Below are 24452 nucleotides of genomic sequence, written 5' to 3'. Positions count from 1 at the left end.
CGGAGATTCCTTTCTCCGCCATAAGTAAATGCATTCAGCTGCTGGAGAGTTTCATCAGCACCAGGCCGGAAACGATCAATACCGCTGCGCCGATGCGCATCGGGTTGACCTGCTCGCCGAGGAACACAATGCCAACCACGAACGCGCCGACGGCGCCGATGCCGGTCCAGATCGTATAGGCGGTGCCCAGCGGCAGGCTGCGCATGGCCACCGCCAGCAGCCAGAAGCTGGCGATCATGCCGATGATCGTGACCACGGTGGGGGTGAGCTTGGTGAAGCCTTCGGACTGCTTCATGGACACGGCCCAGACGATTTCCAGCAGGCCGGCGAACAACAGATAGATCCAGGCCATGACGGCCCTCCTCTTGGTAGGGCCAGGCCGTCCTGGTCTTTGATTCCCGATGTGGGGGAGGTCGTTCCTCCTGGCCGGCATTCTAGCAACGGGGGCCGGCCCCGGCCGCCGTGGCCGGGAACGGGTTACAGGCGATTCAGTGCGTGAAGCTGGCGTCGATGCACCTGCCTGCGCTAGACTACGCGTCTGCCATCGGCCAGCCGATGCGCAGTCCGGCTGTGGTCTCTGGCGCATCGCGCGCTGCTTCCCCTGATCCGTGAACTGGCCGCCCACCGGGCGGCCAACGTCTCTATGGTGGCCCCGTCGGCCCCTCGCGACGCTAGGTCGAAAACCCCGCCAGGGCCGGAAGGCAGCAACGGTATCGATCGACGCGGGCGCCGAGGTCAGCCGGCGGGGCCACCGCCTTTTCGGGCCGTGCCCCGCTCTGGTAGATGCCAACCTTGGTTGGCGCCCCTCGCCCCTCGCTCTGGTAGCTGCCAACCTTGGTTGGCGCTCTTCGCCGGGCATGGCCCGGCGCTACCCCGCCTCCGGCGTTCCCTGGTGGAACACCACCCGCCATCCCTGCGCATGCCGTCGCCACAGCGAGCTGCGCAGCACCCAGCCCTGCGGCTGGCCATCAAGGTGATGGCGGCTGCGGTAACGCACCTGGGCCAGGTCCTGCGTCAGCAGCGAGACTGCGTACTGTTCCGACTCGATCTGCACCTGCGCCCGCTCCAGCGGGATCTCCGCCAGCGCTGCCGTACGGCCGTAGCACTGGCCGGAGCTGCCGATCTCGCTGAAATCCTCATCCAGCAGTTCCGACAGCCGCGCGCGATCGCCGCGCACCTGCGGGGTGTGCAGGGCGCGCTCAAGATGTTCCAGCTCTGCAGCCAGCGTTGCATCAGCAGGCTGGACAGTGGTGTTCACGGCGGATCCTGTGCCAGCACGTTCGGTGCGGTCGGGAAAGCCAGCGGCACGCACTGCCCCGGTTGCGCCACGCGGTGGCCGCGCGCGGCCAGCGCCGCACCGTCAGCCACGCTGGCGTAGTGGTAGAGCATCATCCGCGACTGCAGCTCGGCGCTGTACTCACGCTCCAGGTCGTCCACGCCGGTATGCGACGGGTTGCCGTGCAGGCCGCAGTCGTGGGCGATCAGTTCGTTGTCGTTGGCATAGCGTGCCAGCATCTCCGGAATCGGCCGGGTATCGCCGCTCCAGGTCAGCGCGCCCTGCAGGCGCAGGCCATAGGCGGTCTCCGGCCAGTGATGGCGCACCGGAAACACTTCCAGGCGCACGCCCTCATGCCAGAACGCCTCGCCCACCACGATCAGCTGGAAGGCATCCCAGAAGTTCGCACCGCCCTCGGCCAGCACGTTCGGGTAGTCGCCGATGCGCTTGTGCAGCAGCGGTACCACCGTGGCCGGCACGTACAGGCGCACCTTGCCGCGGCGGTGCGTGCTGAAGAAGGTATCCACGAACAGCCGCTCGAAACCGGCCACGTGATCCAGGTGCACATGGGTGACGAACAGGGCCTGCGGCATGTGCCCGTAGTGGGCCTTGAACGCGGTCAGGCCTTCGCCGCCACAGTCGATGGTCAGCCACGGACGCCCGTCCCGCTCGATCACCGACATCGGCGACCCCAGCTCGACCGCCGACGCGTTGCCGACGCCGAGGAAACGCAACGACCAGTCCATCAGGTGCCCCGGTTCCAGGCCATGTCATAGGCGCGGCGCAGGCGCGCGTAGTCCTTCTGCACGTCTTCCACGCTGCGCTCGCCGCGCAGCTTGATCAGCGAGCGCAGCAGGCGCTTGAGGTTGCGTTCGCGCCAGGCGGTGGCCGGAATGCGGATCACCCCGCGGTCGAAGTCGATCAGCCAGCCATGGCCGTTGCCATCGAACAGGATGTTGTGCGCGTTGAGGTCGGCATGGTCCAGGCCGGCACGGTGGAAGCGGGCGATCAGCCGCCCGGTCTCCTCCCAGGGCGCGCCCCGGCCGGCGACCAGCGCACGGTCGGCCAGCGAGCGTACGCCCTCGATCCGCTCCATCAGGATCGCGGCGCGGTAACGCAGGCCCTCGCGCATGTAGTACGCGGCGATCGGCCGGGGCACCGGCAGCTTCTTTTCGCGCAGGGCGCGCATCAGGCGGAATTCGGCAAAGCTCCGGGTCCGGTCCGACCCGCGCCAGAGGTACTGGTCATGGCTGATCTTCGCTGCCAGACCGCCGCGCAGGTAGTGGCGCAGCACGCTGGCGCCGAACGGCGCATCGATGAACCAGGCGCTGCCGCGACCGCCCTCGCCGACCGGCCGGGCCTTGCTGCCCCAGTGCTGGGGCGAGAACAGACCAACCTCGGCTTGCCGCAGCCGCTCGCGGTCGAACAGAATGGCCCCGATGCCGCGACCCTCGCGGCATGGCGTCAGCGCTTCATTGGCGTCGAATGCGACCATTTCAATGAGTCTAACAACACATGGCATCAGCGTCCTCCTCCTTGTGCCTCCTGCGCCTGTCCGCACTCGGCGATGTCACCCACGTGGTGCCCCTGGTGCGCACCCTGCAGGCTGCGCGTCCGGACACGCCGATCCACTGGATCGTCGACAAGGTCGGCCACAAACTGCTTGACGGCCTGCCCGGCGTCACCTTCCACGCCTACGACAAGAAGAGCGGCATGGCAGGGGTCAAGGAGCTGCGCAAACAGCTGCCACCGGGGCGTTTTGAAGCGCTGCTGCAGATGCAGGTGGCGTTCCGTGCCAACCTGCTGTCGGCGTTCATTCCCGCCGAGCGCCGCATCGGCTACGACCGCAGCCGCTCCAAGGACCTGCACGGGCTCTTCATCAACGAGCGCATTCCCGACCGTCCCGGCATCCATGTGCTGGATGCCATCGGCAGCTTCTGCGAGCCGCTGGGTCTGCGCCAGACCGAGGTCAGCTGGGACCTGGCCGTACCGCCGTCCGCCTTTGAGTGGGCCGCCGCGCAATGGCAGGACGATGGCCGCCCTGTGCTGATGATCTCGCCCTGCTCCAGCCACGTGCGCCGCAACTGGTATGCAGACCGCTATGCAGCCGTGGCCAACCACGCCGCACAGCGCGGTTGGCAGGTGGTGCTGTGCGGTGGCCGCAGCGAGCTGGAGCGCAGCATGGCCGATGCCATCCAGGCACAACTGCACACGCCGGCACTGGACCTGGTCGGCAAGGACACCTTGAAGCAGCTGCCTGCCCTGCTTGCCCGCGCCAACCTGGTGATGACCCCGGACTCGGGCCCGATGCACATCGCCAACGCGATGGGCGCCAAGGTGCTGGGCCTGCATGCGGCCAGCAACCCGAACCGCAGCGGCCCGTACTCGGACCGCCGCTACTGCGTGGACCGCTACGACGATGCCGCGCGCAAGTACCTGGCCAAGCAGGCCGCCGATCTGAAATGGGGCACCAAGATCGAGTTCGACGATGTGATGGAACTGATCACCGTTGAAGACGGCATCGCCGCATTCGAACGTTACGTGGCGGACCACCTCACCTGAGCGGATGGATCATCGATAGCGCCGGGCCACGCCCGGCGGGTCCACCTCACCCACGCTGCGCGTAATCCTGGTAGGACTTCTCTTCCACGTACGCCGAGCCCAGCGCCAGGTTGATCGCCTTCTTGATGCGCGCACGCTCATCGTTGCGCAGGTAGACGCTGCGCGCCAGGTCGACGAAGCCCTGGTCGAACGCCTGCGCCTTTTCCTTCAGGCGGATGTCGTCCTCGATGTCCCACAGCTGCTCGTTGACCGCCTTCAGCTCGGCACGCAGCTTGGCGATGTCCTTCACCGCCGCCGGGTGCGCCATCCAGGTCTGCTCCAGCGCCGACAGCTCCCTGCGCACGTTGGCCAGCTTGCCCTCGTCGCTGATGCGCTCGGACTTGATCTGCAGAATCGAGATCTTGTCCAGCAGCTCGCCGAAGGACACGGGGACGAGGATTTCAGCGCTCATGGGGGAAGGCTCCAGCAAGTGATGCACACATGGTAACCCGCGCGGTGCGAACGCTCCGCCCCTGCACCTGCATTTTCCCGCGAGAACGGCGACTGGGGGAGAAACCCCCGCACCTGCGTTAGCGGTCTGGAGAGGCGGCCTGCCGCCCTCCACGCCCGGCCAGTCCAACGGCCGAGCGCGCGCGACCCGCCCTGACCAGATGCAGCAAAAGAGGGCGGCAACCGCACTTCACTCCTTTCCGTGGAACTCCGCATGCATCGATATCCCGCCCTCCCCGCCCGTCGCGCCACCGTCCTCGGCAGTGCCCTTGTTGCAGCACTTCTCGGCATCGCTGCCGCGCCGCAGGCCCATGCCAGTGCCTTCCATGTGAATGGAGACACGCTCTACTACACCGGCAACGTGCTGGCGACCGATCCGCAGACGCTGGAGGCCTACATCCTGGCCGCGCAGGCCCGTGGTACGCCGCTGCGCCAGGTGGTGTTCCGCAACTCGCCGGGCGGGGCCGCCTCCGGTGGCGTGGGCATGGGCGCCATCATCCGCCAGCATGGGCTGGATACCGTACTGGACGGCGGCTGCTACTCGGCCTGCGCCGACGCCTTCGTTGCCGGCGTGAAGCGCAAGGTGACGCAGTTCGGCCTGCTGCCGGCGCACGGGAGCTACACGGAGACGGTGCTGGGCATCCATGGCGAATCCGGTCCGAACGGCCCTACCCCGTACCCGGGGCAGGACAAGTACATCAAGTACTACCGGGACATGTTCGGCCCGACCGACTTCGCGGTCATCGAAGCGCGCATCGTCCAGGCGCACTATGAACTGACCCAGCAGTCGGGCTTCCTGCGCTACTTCGACCCGAACGTGGCGGCCGTGGCCACGCGCTTCTGCCCGACCCGCGACCAGAGCGCGGCAGGCAACTGCACCGCGTATCCCGGTGTCACCTTCTACAGTGATCGCGTCGTTACCGAAGCCGGTTACGTCCAGCCTGGCGACGTGCTTTCCATCGACAAGGAAGTGAGCGGAGACCTCAATCCGAACCTGGCCGTGCGCGGGCGCTACACCAACGCGCTGGCCAACCTGCGCTACTTCCAGCAATCGGCCCCGGACATCCGGCTGGACGACGCCTTCGGTGTGATCCGCATCGGCAGGGGCGGTGTCTGGTCACTGGATACCGCCTCCGCCGCCCAGTATGTGGTGGCCGATGGCGGCACCCTGCGCCTGCAGCAGAATGGCTGGATCCACCACGCCGAAGCCATCGGCGCCCGCAATGGCGGGCGCATCGAGCTGCAGCAGGGCGCACTGCGCAGCCTGACCGTGGTCGAACGCGGCGGCGTGCTGACCGGACACGGTTCATTGAATGCCACGATCGACATCAACGAGGGCGGAACGCTCGCGCCCTCCGGCATCGTCATGCGCCCCTACTCGCTGGAAGCACTCGCGCCGGGTGGCGACGACGTGTTCACCAGCGAACGCTTCCGGATCGGCAAGGGGCGCTACATCAACCTCAAGGACGGCGCGAACCTGGCCTTCCAGGTCGACAGCCAGCGCACCGCACCGGCACTGACGCTGGAAGAAGCCCGCTACTTCCTCGTCGAAGAGGACCGGCGGTCCGGTGACTACAACCTGTACGGCAACATCAACCGCGCCGTGCTGAGCATTGCCCCCAGCGCCAGGCTAACGCTGGACGTCAAGCAGGCGTTCTTCCCGGCAGGCCAGCAGAACCATCTGGTCGGAACCCAGGTGGATTCCAGCGCCCTGCAGCTGCCCGTCGCCCCCTGCGGCCCGTCGAACGGTGAGTACGCCGGCTTGTGGTGCCGCACCGCTACGCCCGATACCCTGACCCGCGCAGCGCCGGTGTCGGACTTCATCGAAGGGCGCTTCCAGTACGTCGAGCGCAGTGGCGAGGCCGGCAGCGCGGTGGATCTCACCGCTCCCGGCGCGGTGTTCCGCCCTCGCCACAATTCACTGCTCAGCTTCACCGTCAACCAGACCGGCAGTGGCCTGTGGCTGACCGCCAATCCTTCCTTCGACGACACACACTTGTTCGGCAATGCCGCGTCCGGCGACGGCCTGGGCATCGCACTGCAACAGGCAGCTGCGCAGCGCACTTCCTCGATGAGTGGACTGCTGGGCGCCCTGCAGTTCGCTGACCGCGATGACATCGCGCGCCAGGCGGGAGCATTGCGTGGCGACGGGCATGCCAGCCTGCGCCTGGCCGATTCCGCACTGGTCGGCAGCATCGGCAACGTCGTGCAGCAGCACCAGGCAGCATCGCGCAGCGGTGGTGATGCGGACGGCCTGGCTGCACAGGCCGCACAGACGGCCTCGGCACAATCTGCGATGACCGGCAATCGCCTGTTCAACCAGCTGGCGATGCACCTGGTCGCACCGGCGGATGCGGGCAGTGATGCGGGCGACGCCGGACGCAACCGCAGCTTCTGGGCGCGGGGCTTCGGCAGCCACGGCCGTATCGAGGGGGATGCCGGCGTCGCCGGCCTGAGCCACACCATCGGCGGCATCGTACTTGGTGCCGATACCCGCCTGGCAGACGACCGTGTGACACTGGGCGTGAGCCTTGCCGCGGCCGACATGTCGACCCGGTCCAGCGAAGGTGCAGGATTCAGCGGCGATGTCCGCGCGCTGGATATCGGCGGCTACGTGGACGCGCTCTATTCGCGCGGCTACCTGTCCGCCGCCGTCCGCTACACCGATCTTCGCCACGACACCCGTCGCAGCATCGAGGGTATCGAGGGCCTGCAGGCACCGCTGCGTGCGAAGTACAGCAACGACGCGATTTCCGCGCGCGTGGAGCATGCGTTCTCGTTCACCACCAGCAACGGCGTGGTGATCCAGCCGCTGCTGCCGGTGATCGACTACACGCGCACCTCGGCCACGCACTTCAACGAAGGCCGGGACGCAGCCGCACTGGTCGGCCGCAGTGGCAGCCTGGAGAGCATCCGCGTGGGCGCTGGCCTGCAGTTGTTCAAGACCTTCGACGGCAACAACGGCGAGCGCATCACCCCGCGTGCCCGCGTGGTCTGGCAGAAGGAGCTTGGCGATACCCAGGCCCGCTACAGCAACGGCTTCGCCGCCGCCCCGGACCTGCTGTTCAGTGCCAGCAGCCAGACCGTCGGCGAACAGGTCCTCGCCTGGAACCTGGGCGTGACCAGCCGTGCCAGCAAGCGCCTGTCGGTGATGGTTGATTACGTGGGCGAGCGGCGCGACGGCCAGACCCAGAACGGCATACAGCTGGGGCTGGGCTACACGTTCTGAGCACACGCCATTCGCACAGGGCATGGATTCCCACCCTGTGCGAATGGCCTTCCCTCGCACGCCATGCGTGGATGCGCCCAGCGGCAACGTCTCGGGCGACGCGCGCTACGCGCGGCGCATCCCGCGCCAGATAAAAGAAATCGGGCTGCCTTTCGGCAGCCCTCCACTGCTCCTGCAGAGACAAGGAACTCATCAATGCAGCAGCCACCACGCACGGAACGATCTGGAGCAACAAGCCCCTCTGTTGAGGGGCTGCCCCGACAGGGGCGGGGAGAGGCAGGCAAAGGGAGGGGCCCACGCGTTGCACGGCAACGTGTGGGGCGACGCGCGAAACGCGCGTTGCGTCCCGCGCCAGATAAAAAAAAAGGGCTGCCTTTCGGCAGCCCTTTTTTTTATCTGGCGGAGAGGGGGGATTGTCGGGTGCATCCATGCACCCGACCCTTCCGCGCTACGCGCTCCAGGGCCAGCCTACGGCTGTCCGGTTCTGCTCCTGCAGAACCGTCGAACCCCGTCGGGGGTTCTCATCCCCCCGCATCAGAGGTGTCGATCACTACAACAACCGCCTGCATCTCCCGAACGTTGGCCAAGAAAAAAGCCGCCCAGTGGGCGGCTTTCTTCTTTATCTGGCGGAGAGGGGGGGATTCGAACCCCCGAGGCGCTATAAACGCCTGCCTGATTTCGAGTCAGGTACATTCAACCACTCTGCCACCTCTCCGGGTGGTCCCCGGCGGACCGGGGACGCGCATCATACGAGGAAGTGAGGCCGACGACAAGTGATTCCGGCCAACGAAGTGAAAATTTCCTGGGCGCATGCCTTGCCGGATGCCTGCGCCCACCCGATGATGCCTGTCTCCCCCGGCAATACTCCGCCCTGCCCACCATGATCGAATTCGGACACCTGACCCACCCCGGCATGCGCCGCGAGCTCAACGAGGACACCTACTACGGTGACAGCGAGCTGGCCCTGTGGCTGGTGGCCGACGGCATGGGCGGGCATGCGTGCGGCGAAGTGGCCAGCGCACTGGCACGCGAAACCATCGTGCGCGAGATCCGCCGCGGCGCACCGCTGGCACAGGCCATCCGCACCGCCGACGAAGAGATCATCCGCGCCTCGCGCCGGCGCAACGACACGTTGCCGATGGGCACCACCGTGGTGGCCGCGCGCGTGCAGGGCAACCGCTATGAAGTAGCCTGGGTCGGCGACAGCCGCGCTTACCTGTGGCGCGACGGCCAGCTGGCGCAGCTCAGCCAGGACCACAGCGTGGTGCAGGAACTGGTCGCACAGGGCAACCTGACCGCTGAGCAGGCCCGCGCGCATCCGCACCGCAACGTGGTTACCCAGGCACTGGGCGTGACGGATCCGGCACACCTGAACGTGGCCACGACCAGCGGCGAGCTGCGCCCCGGCATGCAGCTGCTGCTGTGCAGTGACGGTCTCACCGAGGAAGTGGATGACCGCGGCATCGCCCGCACCCTGGCATTCGAAGATGCCAGCGCGCAGGAATGCGTGGATACGCTGGTCGCCGCCGCACTCGACGGCGGTGGCCGTGACAACATCAGCGTGATCCTGGTGCGCTGCCACTGACCGGTAGATCCACGCCACGCGTGGATACGGCGCTGCCGGCCAGCGGCCGGCTCTACCTCATTCCAGGCATTACGCGCTGGCGGGCTCTTCCACCTTCGGGCCATCCCACAGTGCGTGGCCGGCCTTCTTGCGCAGTCGCTCCAGGCGCGCGGTGTGCGCTTCCAGTTCCGACGGCGTAGCCACCACGCGCGGACGCGGCAGCAGTTTGCTGGTATCGAAAGCCTGCAATGCCGCGCCGGCACCGCCGCCATCTTCATCGCCCAGACCGAAGCCGATCTCTTCCTGGCCCGAGGTCAGCGCGATGTAGACATCGCCCAGGATCTGCGCATCGAGCAGGCCACCGTGCAGCGCACGGTGCGAGTTGTCCACGCCCAGCCGCTTGCACAGCGCATCCAGCGAATTGCGCTGGCCCGGGAAGCGCTCGCGCGCCATCACCAGGGTATCGATCACCGTGCAGCGATCGGTGATCTTGCCGTACTGCGGCCCCAGCAGCGACAGCTCGTTGTCGAGGAAGCCCAGGTCGAACGCCGCGTTGTGGATGATCAGCTCGGCGCCATCGATGAAGGCCAGGAACTCATCGGCGATCTGCGCGAAGTCCGGCTTGTCATCGAGGAACTCCAGGGTCAGGCCGGTGACTTCCTGCGCGCCCTGTTCGAACTCGCAGTCCGGCTTGATGTACTGGTGATAGTTGTTGCCGGTCGGGCGGCGCTTGAACAGCTCCACGCAGCCGATTTCGACAATGCGGTTGCCCTTCTTCCACTCCAGGCCGGTGGTTTCGGTATCGAGGATGATCTGACGCATGGGCTCAGTTTACCGGGCTGGCGTCGCGGATCTGGATCGCCGCGTTGCGCGCCAGGGTATCCACCCGCTCATTGTCCGGATCGCCGGAGTGGCCCTTCACCCACCGCCAGTCGATCTGATGCCGCAGCGTGGCCGCCTGCAGGCGCTCCCACAGCTCGCGGTTCTTCACCGGGTCGCCACCGGCGGTCTTCCAGTTCTTGCGGATCCAGCCCGGCATCCACTGGGTCAGGCCCTGCCGCACGTACTGCGAGTCGGTGTAGAGCACGATGTTGCACGGCTCGGTCAGCGACTCCAGCCCGGAAATGGCCGCCATCAGCTCCATCCGGTTGTTGGTGGTGTGCGCCTCGCCACCACTCAGTTCGCGCTCGTGGCCCTTGTAGCGCAGCAGTGCAGCCCAGCCGCCGGGGCCGGGATTGCCGAGGCAGGATCCGTCGGTGTGGATTTCGATGGTTTTCAATACAGCTCCAGAATCAAGTAGCTACGGTGCCGTGCCAGCGCACCGGCAGCGGTTTCGGCCCGGGCAGGGCCAGCGTGCGTTTTTCCGCATGGAACAGGCAGGCCGCGCGCAATGGCGCCCAGCCCCCCGGGCGACGGCTGCCGGCACCGCGCCAGAGCGGGCCGAGGTAGCGCACATCGTCGCACTCCAGGCCATGGCGGCCGAGCAGCAGGCGGATCCGCTGCGGCGTACGCACCACCAGCCCATGCTGCCGCCAGTGGGTGCGGTACGGGCTGAACGGATTGAGGCTGCTCAGCCACAAATGCCCGCCCGGCATCAGTACGCGCTCGCACTCGTCGAGCAGCTGGTCGGCATCGCCTGTGGTGACATGCTGCAGCACGATCGCATTGACGCTCTCGTTGGCCAGGGGCAAGGGCAGCCCGCAGCGGGTATCGCCGTCATAGCCCGGCCCCTGCCGGTACAGGCGCAGACCGCGTCCGCCCAGCTGTGCATCGTCCAGCCAGGCCACACTTGGTGCGATCCACAGCCAGGGCTGCGCCGGCAGCACCGACAGCTGTGGCAGCAGCAATTGCCGCTCCAGCACGCGCAAGGACTCCGCCGGTTCACTGTCGAACCACGGGGTCTGGCTCGCTTGACGGGTGCTCTGCAGCGCGGGCATGGTCCAATTCTATGCGACTGACTGCCCTGCCCGCATTTGCGGATAACTACATCTGGACGCTGATCGACAACGATGGCGCCGCCGTGGTCGTCGACCCCGGTGATGCCGCGCCCGTGCTCGCGCTGGCCGATCAGGGCCTGCGCGTGGACACGATCCTGCTTACCCATCACCACGACGACCACATCGGTGGCGTGCCGGCATTGCAGGCACGTTTCCCCGGCGCGCGGGTTGTCGCGCCGGTCGAGGAACGCATTCCCACGGCGACCGAGCGGGTCGGCGAAGGTGAACGCGTTCAGGCACTGGGCCGGACGTTCCACGTACTATCCGTGCCCGGGCATACCCGCAGCCACATCGCGTTTCACACTGCTGAACATCTTTTCAGCGGAGATTCGTTGTTCAGCCTGGGCTGTGGACGCCTGTTCGAAGGTACGCCGTCCCAGCTGCTGGCGTCGATGCGCAAGCTGGGTGCCCTGCCCGCGCAACTGCTGCTTTGTTGCGCTCATGAGTACACCGTGTCAAATGCCGTCTTCGCGCGGCATGTCGACCCCGCCAACGCTGCCTTGTGGCAGCGCCAAGAGGAGGCTTTGGCCATGCGCCGCGATGACCGTTCCACCCTGCCGGTAACCCTGGCCAACGAATTCGACTGCAATCCCTTCCTGCGTGTGCACGCTGCACCGATCCGTGCGTCGGTATCGGCACACCTGGGCCGTGACGTCGTGGACGACGTCGACGTGATGGCCGGTCTCCGGCACTGGAAAGACGGCTTCCGCGCATGATGCGCCGAAGTCTGCCGCTGGCCCTGGGCCTTGCCCTGGGGCTGGCCGGAACCGCAGGCGCACAGTCGCTGGGCGCCGGCATCAGCCAGAACCTGACCGCTGCCGCGGCCCTGCCGCTGGATCCCTCGGCGCTGCCGGCCGCTTCGGTGCGCAACGGCCAGGAGATCTTCACCAGCTTCCGCGACGGCCTGGCCGAACCCAGCTGCGACGCAGAGGCCACCAGCCCGCGCTGGCAGAAGCAGTTCGCCCACGCCCCCTCGCGCCTGGCCAACCAGGATGACGATGCGCTGGTGCTGTTCGGCTATGTGGTCGAAGAGCTGCGCAAGGCGAACCTGCCCACCGAGTTCGCGCTGATTCCCTTCGTGGAAAGCGGCTACCGGCCCAATGCCCGCAACGGCAGCGGCCCGACCGGCCTGTGGCAGTTCATCGCCACCACCGCGCGCAACCACCGCGTGCCGATGGCCAACGGCTATGACGGCCGCCTGTCGGCAGTCGATTCGACCCAGGCCGCAGTGCGCTACCTGAAGACCCTGCACGGCATGTTCGGCGGCGACTGGCGCCTGGCCACCATGGCCTACAACGCCGGCGAGTACCGCGTGCTGCAGTCCATGCGCAAGGCCGGCATGAACGCGCAGAACGCCAAGCCGTCGGCGCTGCCTGGCCTGTCGCCGGTTACCCATGCCTACGTCGAGAAGCTGCATGCCCTGGCGTGCGTGCTGGAAGACGTGGAAGACCAGCCCGGCGTGATGGCCTCGCTGGACCGCACCGTGCCGGTACTGAAGGACCACACCCTGCCTGCGGGCACCAGCGTGCAGCAGTGGGCCGCACAGCGCGCCCTGGACCCGGCGAGGATCGCCCGCCTCAATCCGGCCCTGGCCTCCGGTGGCCGCCCCTCGGGCACCACCCGAGTGCTGGCACCTGTCTCGGCTGCAAATGCGACGGTGACGGAGACAGCGACCGCGCTGGTCGCCAGCGCCGCACCGGTGGCGGCCGCTGTACCCGCGCCGCAGGCCACCAGGACCGTCGCCGCGATCGCCGACCGTCCGCGCAGCCGCCGCCACACCGTGCGTGATGGCGAGTCGGCCTGGACGATCGCCCGCCGCTATGGCATGCCGGTGAAGGCCCTGCTGTCGCTGAACGGCCTGAGCGGCAGCAGCGTGCTGAAGCCTGGCGCGGTACTGCGCGTGGAAGACTGACGGACAGGCCAAGCGCCTCCCCACGTAGAGCCGAGCCCACGCTCGGCTTTTTTCTTGCCTGCGACTTGCCTGGATTCATGACAAGCCGAGCATGGGCTCGGCTCCACAGTTCAACTTCCAGCAACGCTCCAACAAAAAAGGCCCGGCATTGCCGGGCCTTTCTCGTCCTGCCCACCGCGAGGCTTACAGGTTCGCTTCGGTGGTCTGGATCACGAACTTCTTGCGCATCGCCTCGACGTAGGCCTTGGCCGCAGCCATGCCATCGATCTGGCTCAGCTGGTCCTTCAGCTGCTTCTGCTGCTCGGCGGTCACTTCCTTCACGTCGCCCGGGTTCACCTTGTTCACCGCGAACAGCAGCGCGTGGCCGTTGACGTCGACCTTGCCGTAGCTCGGCTTGCCATCCGCCGGCACCGGCGCGCTGAAGATCGCGCGGTTGATTTCCGGGGTCGGCACCGGCTGGCTGCGCGGCAGGCCCGGCATCGGGCTCAGCTGCAGCTTCTCGCTGGCCGCCAGCGACTGCAGGGTAGCGCCCGCCTTCAGCTTGGCCAGCACGGCATCGGCCGCCTTGTCGCTGGCCTGGCGCTGACGGTCGGCACGGATCGCGGCGATCACCTGCTCGCGGGCCTTGTCCAGCGGCATGGCCTGTTCCGGGGTGTGCGCGGCCACACGGATGACCACACTGTGGTTGGTCGCACCGCCCAGAGCGATCGGATCGCTGGCGGTCCCGTCCTGCACCAGCACGTCGGAGAACGCGGCACGCAGCACGACCGGGTCAGCGGCGATGCCACTGGCGGTGGCACGGGTGATCGGGCCCAGGGTCTGCAGCGGCAGGTTCACTTCCTTGGCCGCAGCCGCCAGATCGCTCGGGCTCTTGTTGATGGCGTCGACCAGACGGCCGGCCAGTTCGTTGAAGCCGCGCTCGCCGTCGGCCTTCAGCTGCTCGGCGGCCAGCGTGTCACGCACTTCCTCGAACGACTTGCCCTGGCCACCACGGACCGCGGCAACCTTGATGATGTGATAGCCGAACTCGGTCTTGACCGGGCCGATCACGTCACCGGCCTTGGCAGCGAACAGTGCATCTTCGAACGGCTTGACCATCGCGCCGCGTTCGACCCAACCCAGGTCACCGCCCTGGTCCTTCGAGCCCGGGTCTTCCGAGTTGGCCTTGGCCAGTGCAGCGAAGTCGGCGCCGGCGGCCTTGGCTTCGGCGGCAATCTTGTTCGCCTTGGCTTCGGCACCGTCGCCGGTGATCAGGATATGCGAGGCCTGGCGCTGCTCCGGCGTGGTGAACTTCGCCTTCTCGTCTTCATAGCGCTTGCGCAGGGTGGCTTCGTCGGCTGCGGTCGCTGCCGGCAGGTTCGCGCCATTGATCTCAACGTACTCGAGCGAGACACTCTCGGCCTGGCGGAAGTCCTTGCCATGGCTGTCGTACCACTGCTTGATCTGCGCATCGGTCACCGGCGCGGTGTCGGCCGGCACTTCCGGCAATGCGGCCAGTTCGACGTCGCGGGTCTCGCCCAGCAGCTTCAGCAGGCGCTCGGTCTCGGACTGGGTGACGAAGCCCGAGTTCTGCAGGCCCGACGGAATCACCGACTGCTGCAGGCTCTCACGCACCAGTTCCTGGAACTGGGTCGGGGTACGCGGCGGATTGCCACCGGCCAGCGCCAGGCGGTAGTTGTTCTCGTTGAACTTGCCGTTCGAATCGAGGAAGGCCGGGATGGTGGCGATGTACTCGCGCACCGCGCCATCGCCGATCACGACACCGGCCTGCTCGCCGACCAGGCGCACGACCTGCTCGTCGATCAGCTGATCGAGCACGGCCAGCTTGTTCTCAGTGCTCTCGAACGCGCGCGGGTCGAAATTCTCGCCCTGCTGCTGGCGCTCACGCATGCGCTCCTGCTCGAAGCGGGTGCGGAAATCCTGCGCGCTGATCTCATGGTGCTGCCACAGCATGCGCACCGGCCACCACGACGGTGCCGAACGCCACCAGGTCGGGGGCGCGGAAACCTTGGCCACGTTCTGTGCGCCAACGCCACCAAGGTAGCTGTTGTCGATCACGAACAGGAACGGAATCATCAGCAGCCCCAGGATCACGGTGACGATCCAGCCTGAGGTCTTGTCGCGGAGTTTCTGCAGCATGGTGAGGAATCACAAGGCCTGATTGGCGAGCCCGGCAGTGTAACCCGCTTCGCCGCAGGGACCAAAAGCAGCGCCCGCATGGCCTGCGCGCGCCTTCGCGGCAACACGCGGCGGGCAGATCCCCCCCGCGCGTGCGATTGCACGCATGACACAAAGAAAAAGCCCCCGGCTTGCGCCGAGGGCTTTTAGAGTTGGCGGAGCGGACGGGACTCGAACCCGCGACCTCCGGCGTGACAGGCCAGCATTCTAACCAGCTGAACTACCGCTCCGCGCTGAAACTTTGCAGGCGCCCAGTATATCCGAAGACTCCCTGGAAACCCAGCCCGATGAACACTTTTTTCAAAGTTTTTTCACAGGGACTTAAGAATTCTGCAATGGCGGAGCGGACGGGACTCGAACCCGCGACCTCCGGCGTGACAGGCCAGCATTCTAACCAGCTGAACTACCGCTCCGTTCTTGCAAAAACCTTTTCGCCTTCTTCCCGAACCTTCCGGGGAGAAGACAAGGCCCCCGGCTTCAGGCCGGGGGCCTCGATGTAGTGGCGGAGCGGACGGGACTCGAACCCGCGACCTCCGGCGTGACAGGCCAGCATTCTAACCAGCTGAACTACCGCTCCGCGTTGTTACCTTTTTTGTTTTCAGCCGGCCTGGACCGGGGAGAAAACAAAGCCTCCAGCTTTTGGCCGGAGGCCTCGTTGAATGGCGGAGCGGACGGGACTCGAACCCGCGACCTCCGGCGTGACAGGCCAGCATTCTAACCAGCTGAACTACCGCTCCACACTCAAACTTTTACCGCGGTGCTGTGGTGGGTGCTGAGGGTTTCGAACCCCCGACCCTCTCCGTGTAAAGGAGACGCTCTACCGCTGAGCTAAGCACCCCAGCGAGCCGCTTAGTTTACAGCATCCTTCAGGGCCTTACCAGCCTTGAACGACGGATTCTTCGAAGCAGCGATCTTGATGGTGTCGCCGGTCTTCGGGTTGCGGCCGGTGCGTGCAGCACGGTCGCGGACCTGGAAGGTACCGAAGCCAACCAGGGTGACCGCATCGCCGTCCTTCAGCGCCTTGGTGACGGCAGCAACGACGGCATCGACAGCGCGGCTGGACTCGGCCTTGGTCAGGTCGGCAGCTTCAGCAACGGCATCGATCAATTCGGTCTTGTTCATTCTCTACAACTCCTTTGGCGGTGGGTTCCGCTTATTCGACAGGGAAGCAACCGCACGCCTTCTGCATGCGGCCGCCATGTGGAAACGGTTCGCCGATTCAGTCATCGCTGACAGCGATCACTCATTCGCGAGTGCTGCTTTTATACCAGTGGCCCTACCCCCACGCAAGCTGGAAAGCCAGCAACGACGCGGGTTTCGGGCCATTGGACAGCGCGCGTCAATGCTTGACGCGCGCGCTTCCACTCGGTTTGGCCTTGCTGCGCACCGTGACACGCTGCGCACTCTTGCGCGCCTTCTTCGGTGCCAACGGACGCTCCAGCGCCAGGTCCAGGACTTCTTCGATGTACTTCACCGGCACGATCTTCAGATCGCGGGTGACGTTGGCCGGAATGTCGGCCAGGTCCTTGCGGTTCTCTTCCGGGATGATCACCGTGCGGATGCCACCACGCAGTGCCGCCAGCAGCTTTTCCTTCAGGCCACCGATCGCGGTGACGCGACCACGCAGGGTGATCTCGCCGGTCATCGCCACGTCAGCACGCACCGGCACCTTGGTCAGCATCGACACCAGCGAGGTCACCATCGCCGCGCCGGCACTCGGGCCGTCCTTCGGCGTGGCACCATCGGGCACGTGCAGGTGCACGTCGTGCTTCTGCAGGAAGTCGCTGTCGATGCCAAAGCCCACGGCGCGCGAACGCACCACCGACAGCGCCGCCGACGCAGATTCCTTCATCACGTTGCCGAGCTGGCCGGTCAGGATCAGCTGGCCCTTGCCCGGCACCAGCGTCGATTCGATCTGCAGAAGATCGCCGCCGACCTCGGTCCAGGCCAGGCCGGTGACCAGGCCGATCTCGTTCTCTTCCTCGGCACGGCCGAAGTCGAAGCGACGCACGCCCAGGTACTTGTCCAGGTTCTTGCTGGACACGCTCACCAGCGCCTTCTTCTTCGCACCCTTCTTCGCCTTCGCCGCCGGCTGCGGGCCGGCCAGCGCGATCTCCTTCACCACCTTGCGGCAGATCTTGGCGATCTCGCGTTCCAGGTTGCGCACGCCCGATTCGCGCGTGTAGTAACGCACGATGTCCTGGATGGCATCGCTGCCGATCTCCAGTTCTTCCGGCTGCAGGCCGTTGGCCTTGATCTGCTTCGGCACCAGGTAACGGGTGGCGATGTTGAGCTTCTCGTCCTCGGTGTAGCCGGGGATGCGGATCACTTCCATGCGGTCCAGCAGCGGGCCCGGAATGTTGAGCGAGTTCGAGGTCGCCACGAACATCACTTCGGACAGGTCCAGATCCACTTCCAGGTAGTGGTCGTTGAACGCGTTGTTCTGCTCCGGATCGAGCACTTCCAGCAGCGCCGAAGACGGATCGCCACGGAAGTCCATCGACATCTTGTCGATCTCGTCGAGCACGAACAGCGGGTTCTTGCTGCCGACCTTGTTGAGGTTCTGCACGATGCGGCCCGGCATCGAACCGACGTAGGTACGGCGGTGGCCACGGATCTCGGCCTCGTCGCGCACGCCGCCCAGCGACATGCGCACGAACTTGCGGTTGGTGGCCTTGGCGATGGACTGGCCCAGCGAGGTCTTGCCCACGCCCGGCGGCCCGACCAGGCACAGGATCGGGCCCTTCATCTGCTTCACGCGCGACTGCACCGCCAGGTATTCAAGGATGCGCTCCTTGACCTTCTCCAGGCCGTAGTGATCGGCGTCGAGGGTGTCCTGCGCGGCCTTCAGGTCCTTGCGCACCTTGCTGCGCTTCTTCCACGGCACGCCCAGCAGCCACTCCAGGTAGTTGCGCACAACCGCCGCTTCGGCCGACATCGGCGACATCTGCTTGAGCTTGTTCAGTTCGTTGCGCGCCTTGGCTTCAACCGCCTTCGGCATACCGGCTTCGGCGATCTTGCGGGCCAGCTCTTCCAGCTCGCCCGGCGCGTCGTCCAGGTCACCCAGTTCCTTCTGGATGGCCTTCATCTGTTCGTTGAGGTAGTACTCGCGCTGGCTCTTCTCCATCTGCGACTTCACGCGGCCGCGGATGCGCTTTTCCATCTGCTGCACGTCGATCTCGCCGTCGACCAGGCCGACCAGCATCTCCAGGCGATCGCCGACGGCCAGCGTTTCCAGCAGGCGCTGCTTGTCGGCCAGGCGCACGCTGATGTGCGCGGCGATGGTGTCGGCCAGGCGCGCCGGCTCATCGATGCCCGACAGCGTCTGCAGCAGTTCCGGCGGCAGCTTGCGGTTGGTCTTGACGTACTGCTCGAACAGCGACATCAGCGAGCGGGCGATCGCCTCGACCTCGCGGGCCTCGCGTTCGTCGGTGGCGTCGATTTCCACCGCCTGCCCGTGCAGCGAGCCGTTGCGCTCGTCGACGTGGGTGACCTGCACGCGCGACAGGCCTTCGACCAGCACCTTGATGGTGCCGTCGGGCAGCTTCAGCAGCTGCAGCACCTGCGCCAGCGTACCGACCTGGTAGAGGTCGGCCGCATGCGGGTCATCGGTCTCGGCCGACTTCTGCGCCAGCAGCAGGATGCGCTTGTCCGATTCCATTGCCTGTTCGAGCGCGTGCATGGACTTGTCACGGCCGACGAACAGCGGGATGACCATGTGCGGGAACACCACTACGTCGCGCAGCGGCAGGACCGGCAGGTCGAGGGTTTCACTTGGGGAACGGGCCATGGGGGCTCCAGGGAAGGGGAAAACCGCCTCCGGGAGGGCATCTTCCGGAGACAAAAAAAGCCGATGGCCCCGTTATGGGGCCATCGGCTTTCAGATGCAAGGCATTCCTTGAAAATCCTTTCCAATCAACAACCTGGAAGGATCACTCGGCGCCTGCGGCCTTCTGTTCAGGGGCCGCCGGGGTCTGGTAGATCAGGTACGGCTCGGACTTGTGCTCGATCACCGACTCGTCCACCACCACCTTGCTGACGTTTTCCTGCGACGGCAGGTCGTACATGGTGTCCAGCAGGACCGATTCGACGATGGTGCGCAGGCCACGGGCACCGGTCTTGCGCTTGAGCGCCTTGCGGGCAATGGCCGACAACGCGTCCGGACGGAACTCCAGCTCGACGTTCTCCATCTCGAACAGCTTCTTGAACTGCTTGGTGATGGCGTTCTTCGGCTCGGTCAGGATCTTGATCAGGGCCGGCTCGTCCAGCTCCTCCAGGGTCGCCACCACCGGCAGGCGGCCGACGAACTCGGGGATCAGGCCGAACTTGATCAGGTCTTCCGGCTCGACTTCGGCCAGCACCTTGCCCACTTCCTGCTTGCGCTCGCTGCTCTTCACCTTGGCGCCGAAGCCGATGCTGCCGACGTCGGTGGAACGGGCCTGGATCACCTTGTCCAGCCCGGCGAACGCGCCGCCGCAGATGAACAGGATGTTCTTGGTGTCCACCTGCAGGAATTCCTGCTGCGGATGCTTGCGGCCGCCCTGCGGCGGAACGCTGGCCACGGTGCCTTCGATCAGCTTCAGCAGGGCCTGCTGCACGCCTTCACCGGACACATCGCGGGTGATCGACGGGTTCTCGCTCTTGCGCGAGATCTTGTCGATTTCATCGATGTAGACGATGCCCTGCTGCGCCTTCTCGACATCGTAGTCGCACTTCTGCAGCAGCTTCTGGATGATGTTCTCCACGTCCTCGCCCACGTAACCGGCTTCGGTCAGCGTGGTGGCGTCGGCCATGGTGAACGGCACGTTGAGCAGGCGGGCCAGGGTCTCGGCCAGCAGGGTCTTGCCCGAACCGGTCGGGCCGACCAGCAGGATGTTCGACTTCGCCAGTTCGACGTCGTCGTTCTTCTGCCGGCTCTCGATGCGCTTGTAGTGGTTGTACACGGCCACGGCCAGGGTGCGCTTGGCGCGGTTCTGGCCGATCACGTACTGGTCGAGCACCTCGAGGATCTCGCGCGGCTTCGGCAGCGAACTGCGCGCCGACTGCGCCTTTTCCTCAAGTTCCTCGCGGATGATGTCGTTGCACAGCTCCACGCATTCATCACAGATGAACACGCTCGGACCCGCAATCAGCTTGCGCACTTCATGCTGGCTCTTGCCGCAGAAAGAGCAGTAGAGGATCTTGCCGGTGTCCGTGGAACGACCTTGGCGGTCTTCGCTCATGCTTCGCTTACCCAGTTACCCCACCCGCTGAACGGGGGTTCGATTCGAGAATAGCACAGGGCCGAGGGGACACCAGTCCCGCCCGACCCTGCAGGAACGGGGCCTCCATGGCCCCGTGAAGGCCGGTCAGCCGGCCTGGATCGACTCATCCGGACGACGCTCCAGGACCTGGTCGACCAGACCGTAGGCCTGCGCCTCGAAGGCGCTCTTGAAGTTGTCGCGCTCGGTGTCACGGGCGATCGTCTCCAGCGACTGGCCGGTGTGCTTGGCCAGCACCTCGTTCAGGCGCGAACGCAGGGTCAGGATCTCACGCGCGTGGATGTCGATGTCGGTCGCCTGGCCCTGGTAGCCACCCAGCGGCTGGTGGATCATCACGCGCGAGTTCGGCAGCGCGTAGCGCTTGCCGGCTTCGCCCGCGGCCAGCAGCAGGGCGCCCATCGAGGCGGCCTGGCCGATGCAGGTGGTGCTCACATTCGGCTTGATGTACTGCATGGTGTCGTAGATCGCCATGCCGGCGGTGACCACGCCACCCGGCGAGTTGATGTAGATGTTGATGTCCTTTTCCGGGTTTTCCGATTCCAGGAACAGCAACTGCGCCACCACCACGTTGGCCATGTGATCGTCGATCGGGCCCACGAGGAAGATCAGGCGCTCCTTCAACAGGCGCGAATAGATGTCGTAGGCACGCTCGCCGCGGCTGGTCTGCTCGACCACCATCGGAACCAGGTTCAGGGCTTTGGTTCGGTTGTCCATTACGTGAGGTACCTATCTTGGGGGGCAACAACCCCGCGCCGGCAAAGGCGCGGGGCATCCGGTGATCCGGCCGGGCTTACTGGCGGATCGCGTCCTGGAACGACAGCTTCTCTTCGGTGTGCTGGGCACGCTCGGCGATCCAGTCGATCACCTGCTCTTCCATCACACGGTTCTGCAGGCCAGACATCAGCTGGGGGTCGTTGCGGTACATCTCAATGACCTGCTCCGGCTCTTCGTAGGTCGAAGCGATCAGGCGCATCGTTTCGTTCAGGCGCTTGGCTTCCAGGCGCAGGTCGTTGATGCGGGCCACCTCGCCGACCAGCAGGCCGACCAGCACGCGCTTGGCGGCGGCGTCCTTGAAGCCTTCGTGGGCATCGGCCGGGATCTCACCGACGTTCTGGCCGTTGCGGCGGATCTGCTCGACCTGCTGGGCCAGCATGGCGCGGGCCTCGTTCTCGACCAGGCGCGGCGGCATTTCCACCGACGAATAGGCGGCAATCAGCTGCTCGCCCACTTCGCGGCGCAGACGGTTCATCAGGGCGCCCTTCAGCTCGCGCTCCAGGTTGGCACGGATGTCGCTGCGGAACTGCTCCACATCGCCCCCCTTCACGCCGAAGCTCTTGATGAAGGCTTCGTCGACCGCCGGCACGACCGGCTCGGAAACTTCGGCAACCTTGACGGTGACCTGCACGGTCTTGCCGGCCAGCACCGGCACGCGCCAGTCCGCCGGGAACTCGACGTCCAGGGTCTTCTCTTCGCCCTTGGCCAGGCCAACCAGGCCCTTTTCGATGGTTTCGAACATCATGCCCTGGCCGAGCACGATCGAACCCTTCTCGGTGCCCTCGGCCGGCAGGCGCTCTTCGCCGGCCTGCGACCAGGTTTCCACGGCGACCAGATCACCGTCCTGTGCGCCACGGCTGACCGGGGCCCAGGTACGACGCTGGTTCTGCAGGTTCTCGATCATCTGGTCGATGTCGGCGTCGGTGATCTCGGCGCTGTGGCGCACGACGGTCAGCTTGCTGACGTCGATGTCGCCGAAGTCCGGCACCACTTCCACGGTGGCGACGAAGGAGAACTCACCCTCGTCGCCCTTGTCGATGCGCGGGCTGCCGACGATGCGCAGGTCGTGCTCGCGCACGGCCGCGTCGAAGGTTTCGCGCAGCAGGCCGTCCAGCGCCTCGCCACGGACCTGCGCGCCGAAGCGCTGCTCGATCACCTTGGCCGGCACCTTGCCCGGACGGAAACCCTTGATGCGGGTGGTACGGGCGATTTCGCCCAGGCGGCCGACGATGTGGCTCTGCAGACGCTCTTCCGGCAGCGAGAAGCTCAGGCGGCGTTCCAGGTTGCCGGTGGATTCGATCGAAGCTTGCATGTTGACTCCTGCCACCGGTGGCCCAGGCCCCCGGCTCGATGATTGGGATGAAACGGTTGTAAGGACACGACGTCTGGGACGCGCCTGCTTGCCGCAGCCCTTTAGTTTCGCCCAATTCGGCCTGCACTGCCAGCGCGTGCCGGTCAAGGGGGCGCAGATGGCCCGATCAGGGCGGGGACAGGCCGGCACTGGTGCGAAAGGGGGGACTCGAACCCCCACGCCTTGCGGCACTGGAACCTAAATCCAGGGCGTCTACCAATTCCGCCACTTTCGCGTGGCCGGCACAGACGTTCATTGTCGCAGGCGATGCCGGGAAGCGAAAGGCCTGCACAAAGCTGAACATGGCAGCTCGTGCACAACCGGCGCTTTCAGTAGATCCACGCCATTCGTGGATGAAGGCCGGGCGACGCCCGGACAAGAAAAAAGCCACTTGGCGAACCAAGTGGCTTTCGTCTGGTGGGCTGTCAAGGATTCGAACCTTGGACCTATTGATTAAGAGTCAACTGCTCTACCAACTGAGCTAACAGCCCGAAATCGGGGCGCGAATTATGACCCGATCCGCTCGGTGGGTGCAAGCACTTTTTTCAACATCGTTGAAACCAGTCCTGCTGTCCCGCTGCCTCTGCAGACCCCCGCCAGGCGGAGCGCTTCAGCGTGTGATCCATCGAAATGATGGGGTCACACTTAATAAGAAAAAAGCCACCTGGCATACCAGGTGGCTTCCGTCTTGGTGGGCCGTCAAGGATTCGAACCTTGGACCTATTGATTAAGAGTCAACTGCTCTACCAACTGAGCTAACGGCCCGTAAAACCCAGACGCACATTGTAGCGTGCATTCTGTTTATTGCAATACCGTTTCGGCTGCGCCGATGCGGTTGAATCAGTGGGGTGGCTGAGGGGATTCGAACCCCCGACCACCGGAATCACAATCCGGTACTCTAACCAACTGAGCTACAGCCACCACTGAAACTTTTGTTCCTTCGCCGCTATCCGCTGGCGCTGGAACTTCAAACCTTTGCCTGGGGACTGTCACCGAAGTTCCGGTCTGCCGAAGCGAGTCCGATATTCTGGTGGAGTCTTTACGCTTTTGCAAGCACTTCTTCACATCCGCCGATGCGATCCCAGTGCCTCGCCGATGGCGCGCCCGACAGGAATCGAACCTGTAACCGCCGGCTTAGAAGGCTGGCGGACTGTGCATTGTAGTCAACAACTTAGATTGAGTTCAATTCAGGAGGCCATCGGGAAAGCGCCTAGTCCTGCAAGGGGCAGGCATGGTGTATTCGGGAACCTCCCCCGTCACCAACCGCGTAGATCGCGAAGCCCTGCCCTCACCCATGCTTTGCTACGGATGTCCCGCGCTCGGGGCTTCGTCTCTGCCGGCGGCTTGCGAGGTTCGAGTGCTGCCTTGATCCGCTCGACCTCCTTCGCTCCGGCCTCGGCCAGGCGTCGAGCCTGTTGCTGCTGCTCGCGGGTCGGCGGCAGTCCGGGCAATTGCGGGGGCAACTGGATCGGCGTGCTGTCGGTCAGCCGGGCAACGGCCTCACGCAGAGGCAGCTCGGGATACAGTCTGGCGGCGCACCAGCGCTCGGCGTAGCGCTTTGCCTGTCGGATGTTGGCGGCTCGAGCTTGCTTCACTTCCCAGAACTTCTGCCCCTCCATCCACATGCGCACCCCATGACCGCCATCGGGCGTAACACTGGCCGTCTCGCGGCCGTTGTACCAGAGCGCCCAGCGCTCACCAGTCTGGACCCAGCCAGTGGGGATCGGGGCAGTGCGGAAACCTTGGTAGCCGTGCGAGGGAAGCATGGCCGGAAGGATACGACCGGCGGTCGCAGATCCTGCGAACGCGCCAGCGACCTGCCTGAATCGTTCGGGCAGAGTCGAGTCATAGTCGACCCT

At 65.6% G+C, this 24452-nt stretch carries 20 protein-coding genes, 10 tRNA genes and 1 other RNA gene; 6 read left to right on the top strand and 25 right to left on the bottom strand.

The annotated features are described in order from the left end of the window. Nucleotides 1–34 precede the first annotated feature (34 nt). Entirely contained in the window at nucleotides 35–352 is a 318-nt protein-coding gene (locus ACZK4H_RS04715) for a DMT family transporter (protein WP_099553816.1), read from the bottom strand. Nucleotides 353–652: 300 nt separating this feature from the next. Between ACZK4H_RS04715 and ffs the strand changes: the two genes are divergently transcribed. Beyond that, an RNA gene (gene ffs / locus ACZK4H_RS04710) (signal recognition particle sRNA small type) lies at nucleotides 653–749 on the top strand. A gap of 119 nt (nucleotides 750–868) precedes the next feature. Here the strand turns inward: ffs and ACZK4H_RS04705 are convergent. Genes ACZK4H_RS04705 through ACZK4H_RS04695 form a run of 3 tightly spaced genes read right to left on the bottom strand, consistent with a single transcriptional unit; the run spans nucleotide 869 to nucleotide 2771 of the window. Beyond that, on the bottom strand, nucleotides 869–1258 hold the full coding sequence (locus tag ACZK4H_RS04705) for a nuclear transport factor 2 family protein (protein ID WP_099553814.1): 390 nt from the start codon (nucleotides 1256–1258) through the stop codon (nucleotides 869–871). After that, the gene (locus ACZK4H_RS04700) at nucleotides 1255–2022 is read right to left on the bottom strand and encodes an MBL fold metallo-hydrolase (protein ID WP_099553812.1); all 768 of its coding nucleotides are present in this window, start codon (nucleotides 2020–2022) and stop codon (nucleotides 1255–1257) included. Before ACZK4H_RS04700 ends, ACZK4H_RS04705 begins: the two co-directional genes overlap by 4 nt. Continuing rightward, nucleotides 2022–2771, bottom strand: coding sequence for a 3-deoxy-D-manno-octulosonic acid kinase (locus ACZK4H_RS04695; RefSeq protein ID WP_012479275.1), 750 nt, complete (start codon nucleotides 2769–2771; stop codon nucleotides 2022–2024). Before ACZK4H_RS04695 ends, ACZK4H_RS04700 begins: the two co-directional genes overlap by 1 nt. 20 nt (nucleotides 2772–2791) lie before the next feature. Here ACZK4H_RS04695 and ACZK4H_RS04690 point away from each other — a divergent pair, with 20 nt between their 5' ends. Then, nucleotides 2792–3838 carry a glycosyltransferase family 9 protein gene (locus tag ACZK4H_RS04690; protein ID WP_099553810.1) on the top strand — a complete coding sequence of 349 codons (1047 nt, stop codon included), beginning with the start codon at nucleotides 2792–2794 and terminating at the stop codon, nucleotides 3836–3838. A 46-nt stretch (nucleotides 3839–3884) separates the two neighbouring features. Here the strand turns inward: ACZK4H_RS04690 and ACZK4H_RS04685 are convergent, their stop codons facing one another. After that, nucleotides 3885–4289, bottom strand: a complete 405-nt coding sequence (locus tag ACZK4H_RS04685; RefSeq protein ID WP_049430220.1) for a DUF6165 family protein — start codon at nucleotides 4287–4289, stop codon at nucleotides 3885–3887. A gap of 252 nt (nucleotides 4290–4541) precedes the next feature. Between ACZK4H_RS04685 and ACZK4H_RS04680 the strand changes: the two genes are divergently transcribed. Then, nucleotides 4542–7556 (top strand): autotransporter outer membrane beta-barrel domain-containing protein, encoded by a 3015-nt coding sequence (locus tag ACZK4H_RS04680; RefSeq protein ID WP_099604547.1) that lies wholly within the window; start codon nucleotides 4542–4544, stop codon nucleotides 7554–7556. A 624-nt stretch (nucleotides 7557–8180) separates the two neighbouring features. Here ACZK4H_RS04680 and ACZK4H_RS04675 read toward each other — a convergent pair. Beyond that, nucleotides 8181–8271: transfer RNA gene (locus ACZK4H_RS04675), tRNA-Ser, on the bottom strand. Nucleotides 8272–8436: 165 nt separating this feature from the next. On the opposite strand from ACZK4H_RS04675, the gene ACZK4H_RS04670 reads away from it, so the two are divergent. Beyond that, nucleotides 8437–9141: a PP2C family protein-serine/threonine phosphatase gene (locus tag ACZK4H_RS04670; protein WP_005408277.1), complete on the top strand. Its 705-nt coding sequence runs from the start codon at nucleotides 8437–8439 to the stop codon at nucleotides 9139–9141. A gap of 69 nt (nucleotides 9142–9210) precedes the next feature. Here the strand turns inward: ACZK4H_RS04670 and dnaQ are convergent, their stop codons facing one another. From dnaQ to ACZK4H_RS04655, 3 genes are read right to left on the bottom strand one after another with little or no spacing between them, the layout of a single operon-like run. After that, on the bottom strand, nucleotides 9211–9942 hold the full coding sequence (gene dnaQ / locus ACZK4H_RS04665) for a DNA polymerase III subunit epsilon (RefSeq protein ID WP_099551252.1): 732 nt from the start codon (nucleotides 9940–9942) through the stop codon (nucleotides 9211–9213). Between the two features lie 4 nt (nucleotides 9943–9946). Further along, entirely contained in the window at nucleotides 9947–10399 is a 453-nt protein-coding gene (rnhA, locus tag ACZK4H_RS04660; protein WP_032129326.1) for a ribonuclease HI, read from the bottom strand. Nucleotides 10400–10412: 13 nt separating this feature from the next. Then, nucleotides 10413–11057: a class I SAM-dependent methyltransferase gene (locus tag ACZK4H_RS04655; protein ID WP_099551253.1), complete on the bottom strand. Its 645-nt coding sequence runs from the start codon at nucleotides 11055–11057 to the stop codon at nucleotides 10413–10415. An 11-nt stretch (nucleotides 11058–11068) separates the two neighbouring features. Here ACZK4H_RS04655 and gloB point away from each other — a divergent pair, with 11 nt between their 5' ends. Further along, the gene (gene gloB / locus ACZK4H_RS04650; protein WP_099551254.1) at nucleotides 11069–11833 is read left to right on the top strand and encodes a hydroxyacylglutathione hydrolase; all 765 of its coding nucleotides are present in this window, start codon (nucleotides 11069–11071) and stop codon (nucleotides 11831–11833) included. Next, nucleotides 11830–13029 carry a lytic transglycosylase domain-containing protein gene (locus ACZK4H_RS04645; RefSeq protein ID WP_099551255.1) on the top strand — a complete coding sequence of 400 codons (1200 nt, stop codon included), beginning with the start codon at nucleotides 11830–11832 and terminating at the stop codon, nucleotides 13027–13029. Before gloB ends, ACZK4H_RS04645 begins: the two co-directional genes overlap by 4 nt. A 183-nt stretch (nucleotides 13030–13212) precedes the next feature. Here ACZK4H_RS04645 and ACZK4H_RS04640 read toward each other — a convergent pair whose 3' ends face one another. From ACZK4H_RS04640 to ACZK4H_RS04565, 16 genes are all read right to left on the bottom strand, one after another. Next, complete coding sequence (locus ACZK4H_RS04640; RefSeq protein WP_099551256.1) at nucleotides 13213–15168, bottom strand: peptidyl-prolyl cis-trans isomerase; 1956 nt, start codon at nucleotides 15166–15168, stop codon at nucleotides 13213–13215. A gap of 192 nt (nucleotides 15169–15360) precedes the next feature. Further along, nucleotides 15361–15437, bottom strand: a tRNA-Asp gene (locus ACZK4H_RS04635). A gap of 106 nt (nucleotides 15438–15543) precedes the next feature. Continuing rightward, nucleotides 15544–15620, bottom strand: a tRNA-Asp gene (locus tag ACZK4H_RS04630). A gap of 87 nt (nucleotides 15621–15707) precedes the next feature. Continuing rightward, nucleotides 15708–15784, bottom strand: a tRNA-Asp gene (locus ACZK4H_RS04625). Between the two features lie 83 nt (nucleotides 15785–15867). After that, nucleotides 15868–15944, bottom strand: a tRNA-Asp gene (locus tag ACZK4H_RS04620). A gap of 26 nt (nucleotides 15945–15970) precedes the next feature. Continuing rightward, nucleotides 15971–16045, bottom strand: a tRNA-Val gene (locus ACZK4H_RS04615). A gap of 11 nt (nucleotides 16046–16056) precedes the next feature. Further along, nucleotides 16057–16329 carry an HU family DNA-binding protein gene (locus ACZK4H_RS04610; RefSeq protein WP_004146343.1) on the bottom strand — a complete coding sequence of 91 codons (273 nt, stop codon included), beginning with the start codon at nucleotides 16327–16329 and terminating at the stop codon, nucleotides 16057–16059. Between the two features lie 217 nt (nucleotides 16330–16546). Beyond that, nucleotides 16547–18997: an endopeptidase La gene (gene lon, locus ACZK4H_RS04605; RefSeq protein ID WP_099485204.1), complete on the bottom strand. Its 2451-nt coding sequence runs from the start codon at nucleotides 18995–18997 to the stop codon at nucleotides 16547–16549. Nucleotides 18998–19139: 142 nt separating this feature from the next. Beyond that, a complete protein-coding gene (gene clpX, locus ACZK4H_RS04600) occupies nucleotides 19140–20429 on the bottom strand; it encodes an ATP-dependent Clp protease ATP-binding subunit ClpX (RefSeq protein WP_004154600.1) in 1290 nt (429 codons plus the stop codon). Nucleotides 20430–20555: 126 nt separating this feature from the next. Beyond that, on the bottom strand, nucleotides 20556–21182 hold the full coding sequence (gene clpP / locus ACZK4H_RS04595) for an ATP-dependent Clp endopeptidase proteolytic subunit ClpP (protein WP_004146318.1): 627 nt from the start codon (nucleotides 21180–21182) through the stop codon (nucleotides 20556–20558). Between the two features lie 76 nt (nucleotides 21183–21258). Continuing rightward, nucleotides 21259–22554 (bottom strand): trigger factor, encoded by a 1296-nt coding sequence (gene tig, locus ACZK4H_RS04590; protein WP_049448004.1) that lies wholly within the window; start codon nucleotides 22552–22554, stop codon nucleotides 21259–21261. 189 nt (nucleotides 22555–22743) lie between these two features. Beyond that, nucleotides 22744–22828: transfer RNA gene (locus ACZK4H_RS04585), tRNA-Leu, on the bottom strand. A gap of 180 nt (nucleotides 22829–23008) precedes the next feature. Next, nucleotides 23009–23084: transfer RNA gene (locus ACZK4H_RS04580), tRNA-Lys, on the bottom strand. A gap of 198 nt (nucleotides 23085–23282) precedes the next feature. Beyond that, a tRNA-Lys gene (locus ACZK4H_RS04575) sits at nucleotides 23283–23358 on the bottom strand. Between the two features lie 79 nt (nucleotides 23359–23437). Further along, nucleotides 23438–23514: transfer RNA gene (locus ACZK4H_RS04570), tRNA-His, on the bottom strand. Nucleotides 23515–23849: 335 nt separating this feature from the next. After that, nucleotides 23850–24359, bottom strand: a complete 510-nt coding sequence (locus tag ACZK4H_RS04565) for a hypothetical protein (RefSeq protein ID WP_099603919.1) — start codon at nucleotides 24357–24359, stop codon at nucleotides 23850–23852. Nucleotides 24360–24452: the final 93 nt, after the last annotated feature.

The sequence above is a fragment of the Stenotrophomonas sp. 78350_Sma genome (genome assembly GCF_056482105.1).
This window is presented reverse-complemented; position numbering and strand designations above follow the sequence as displayed.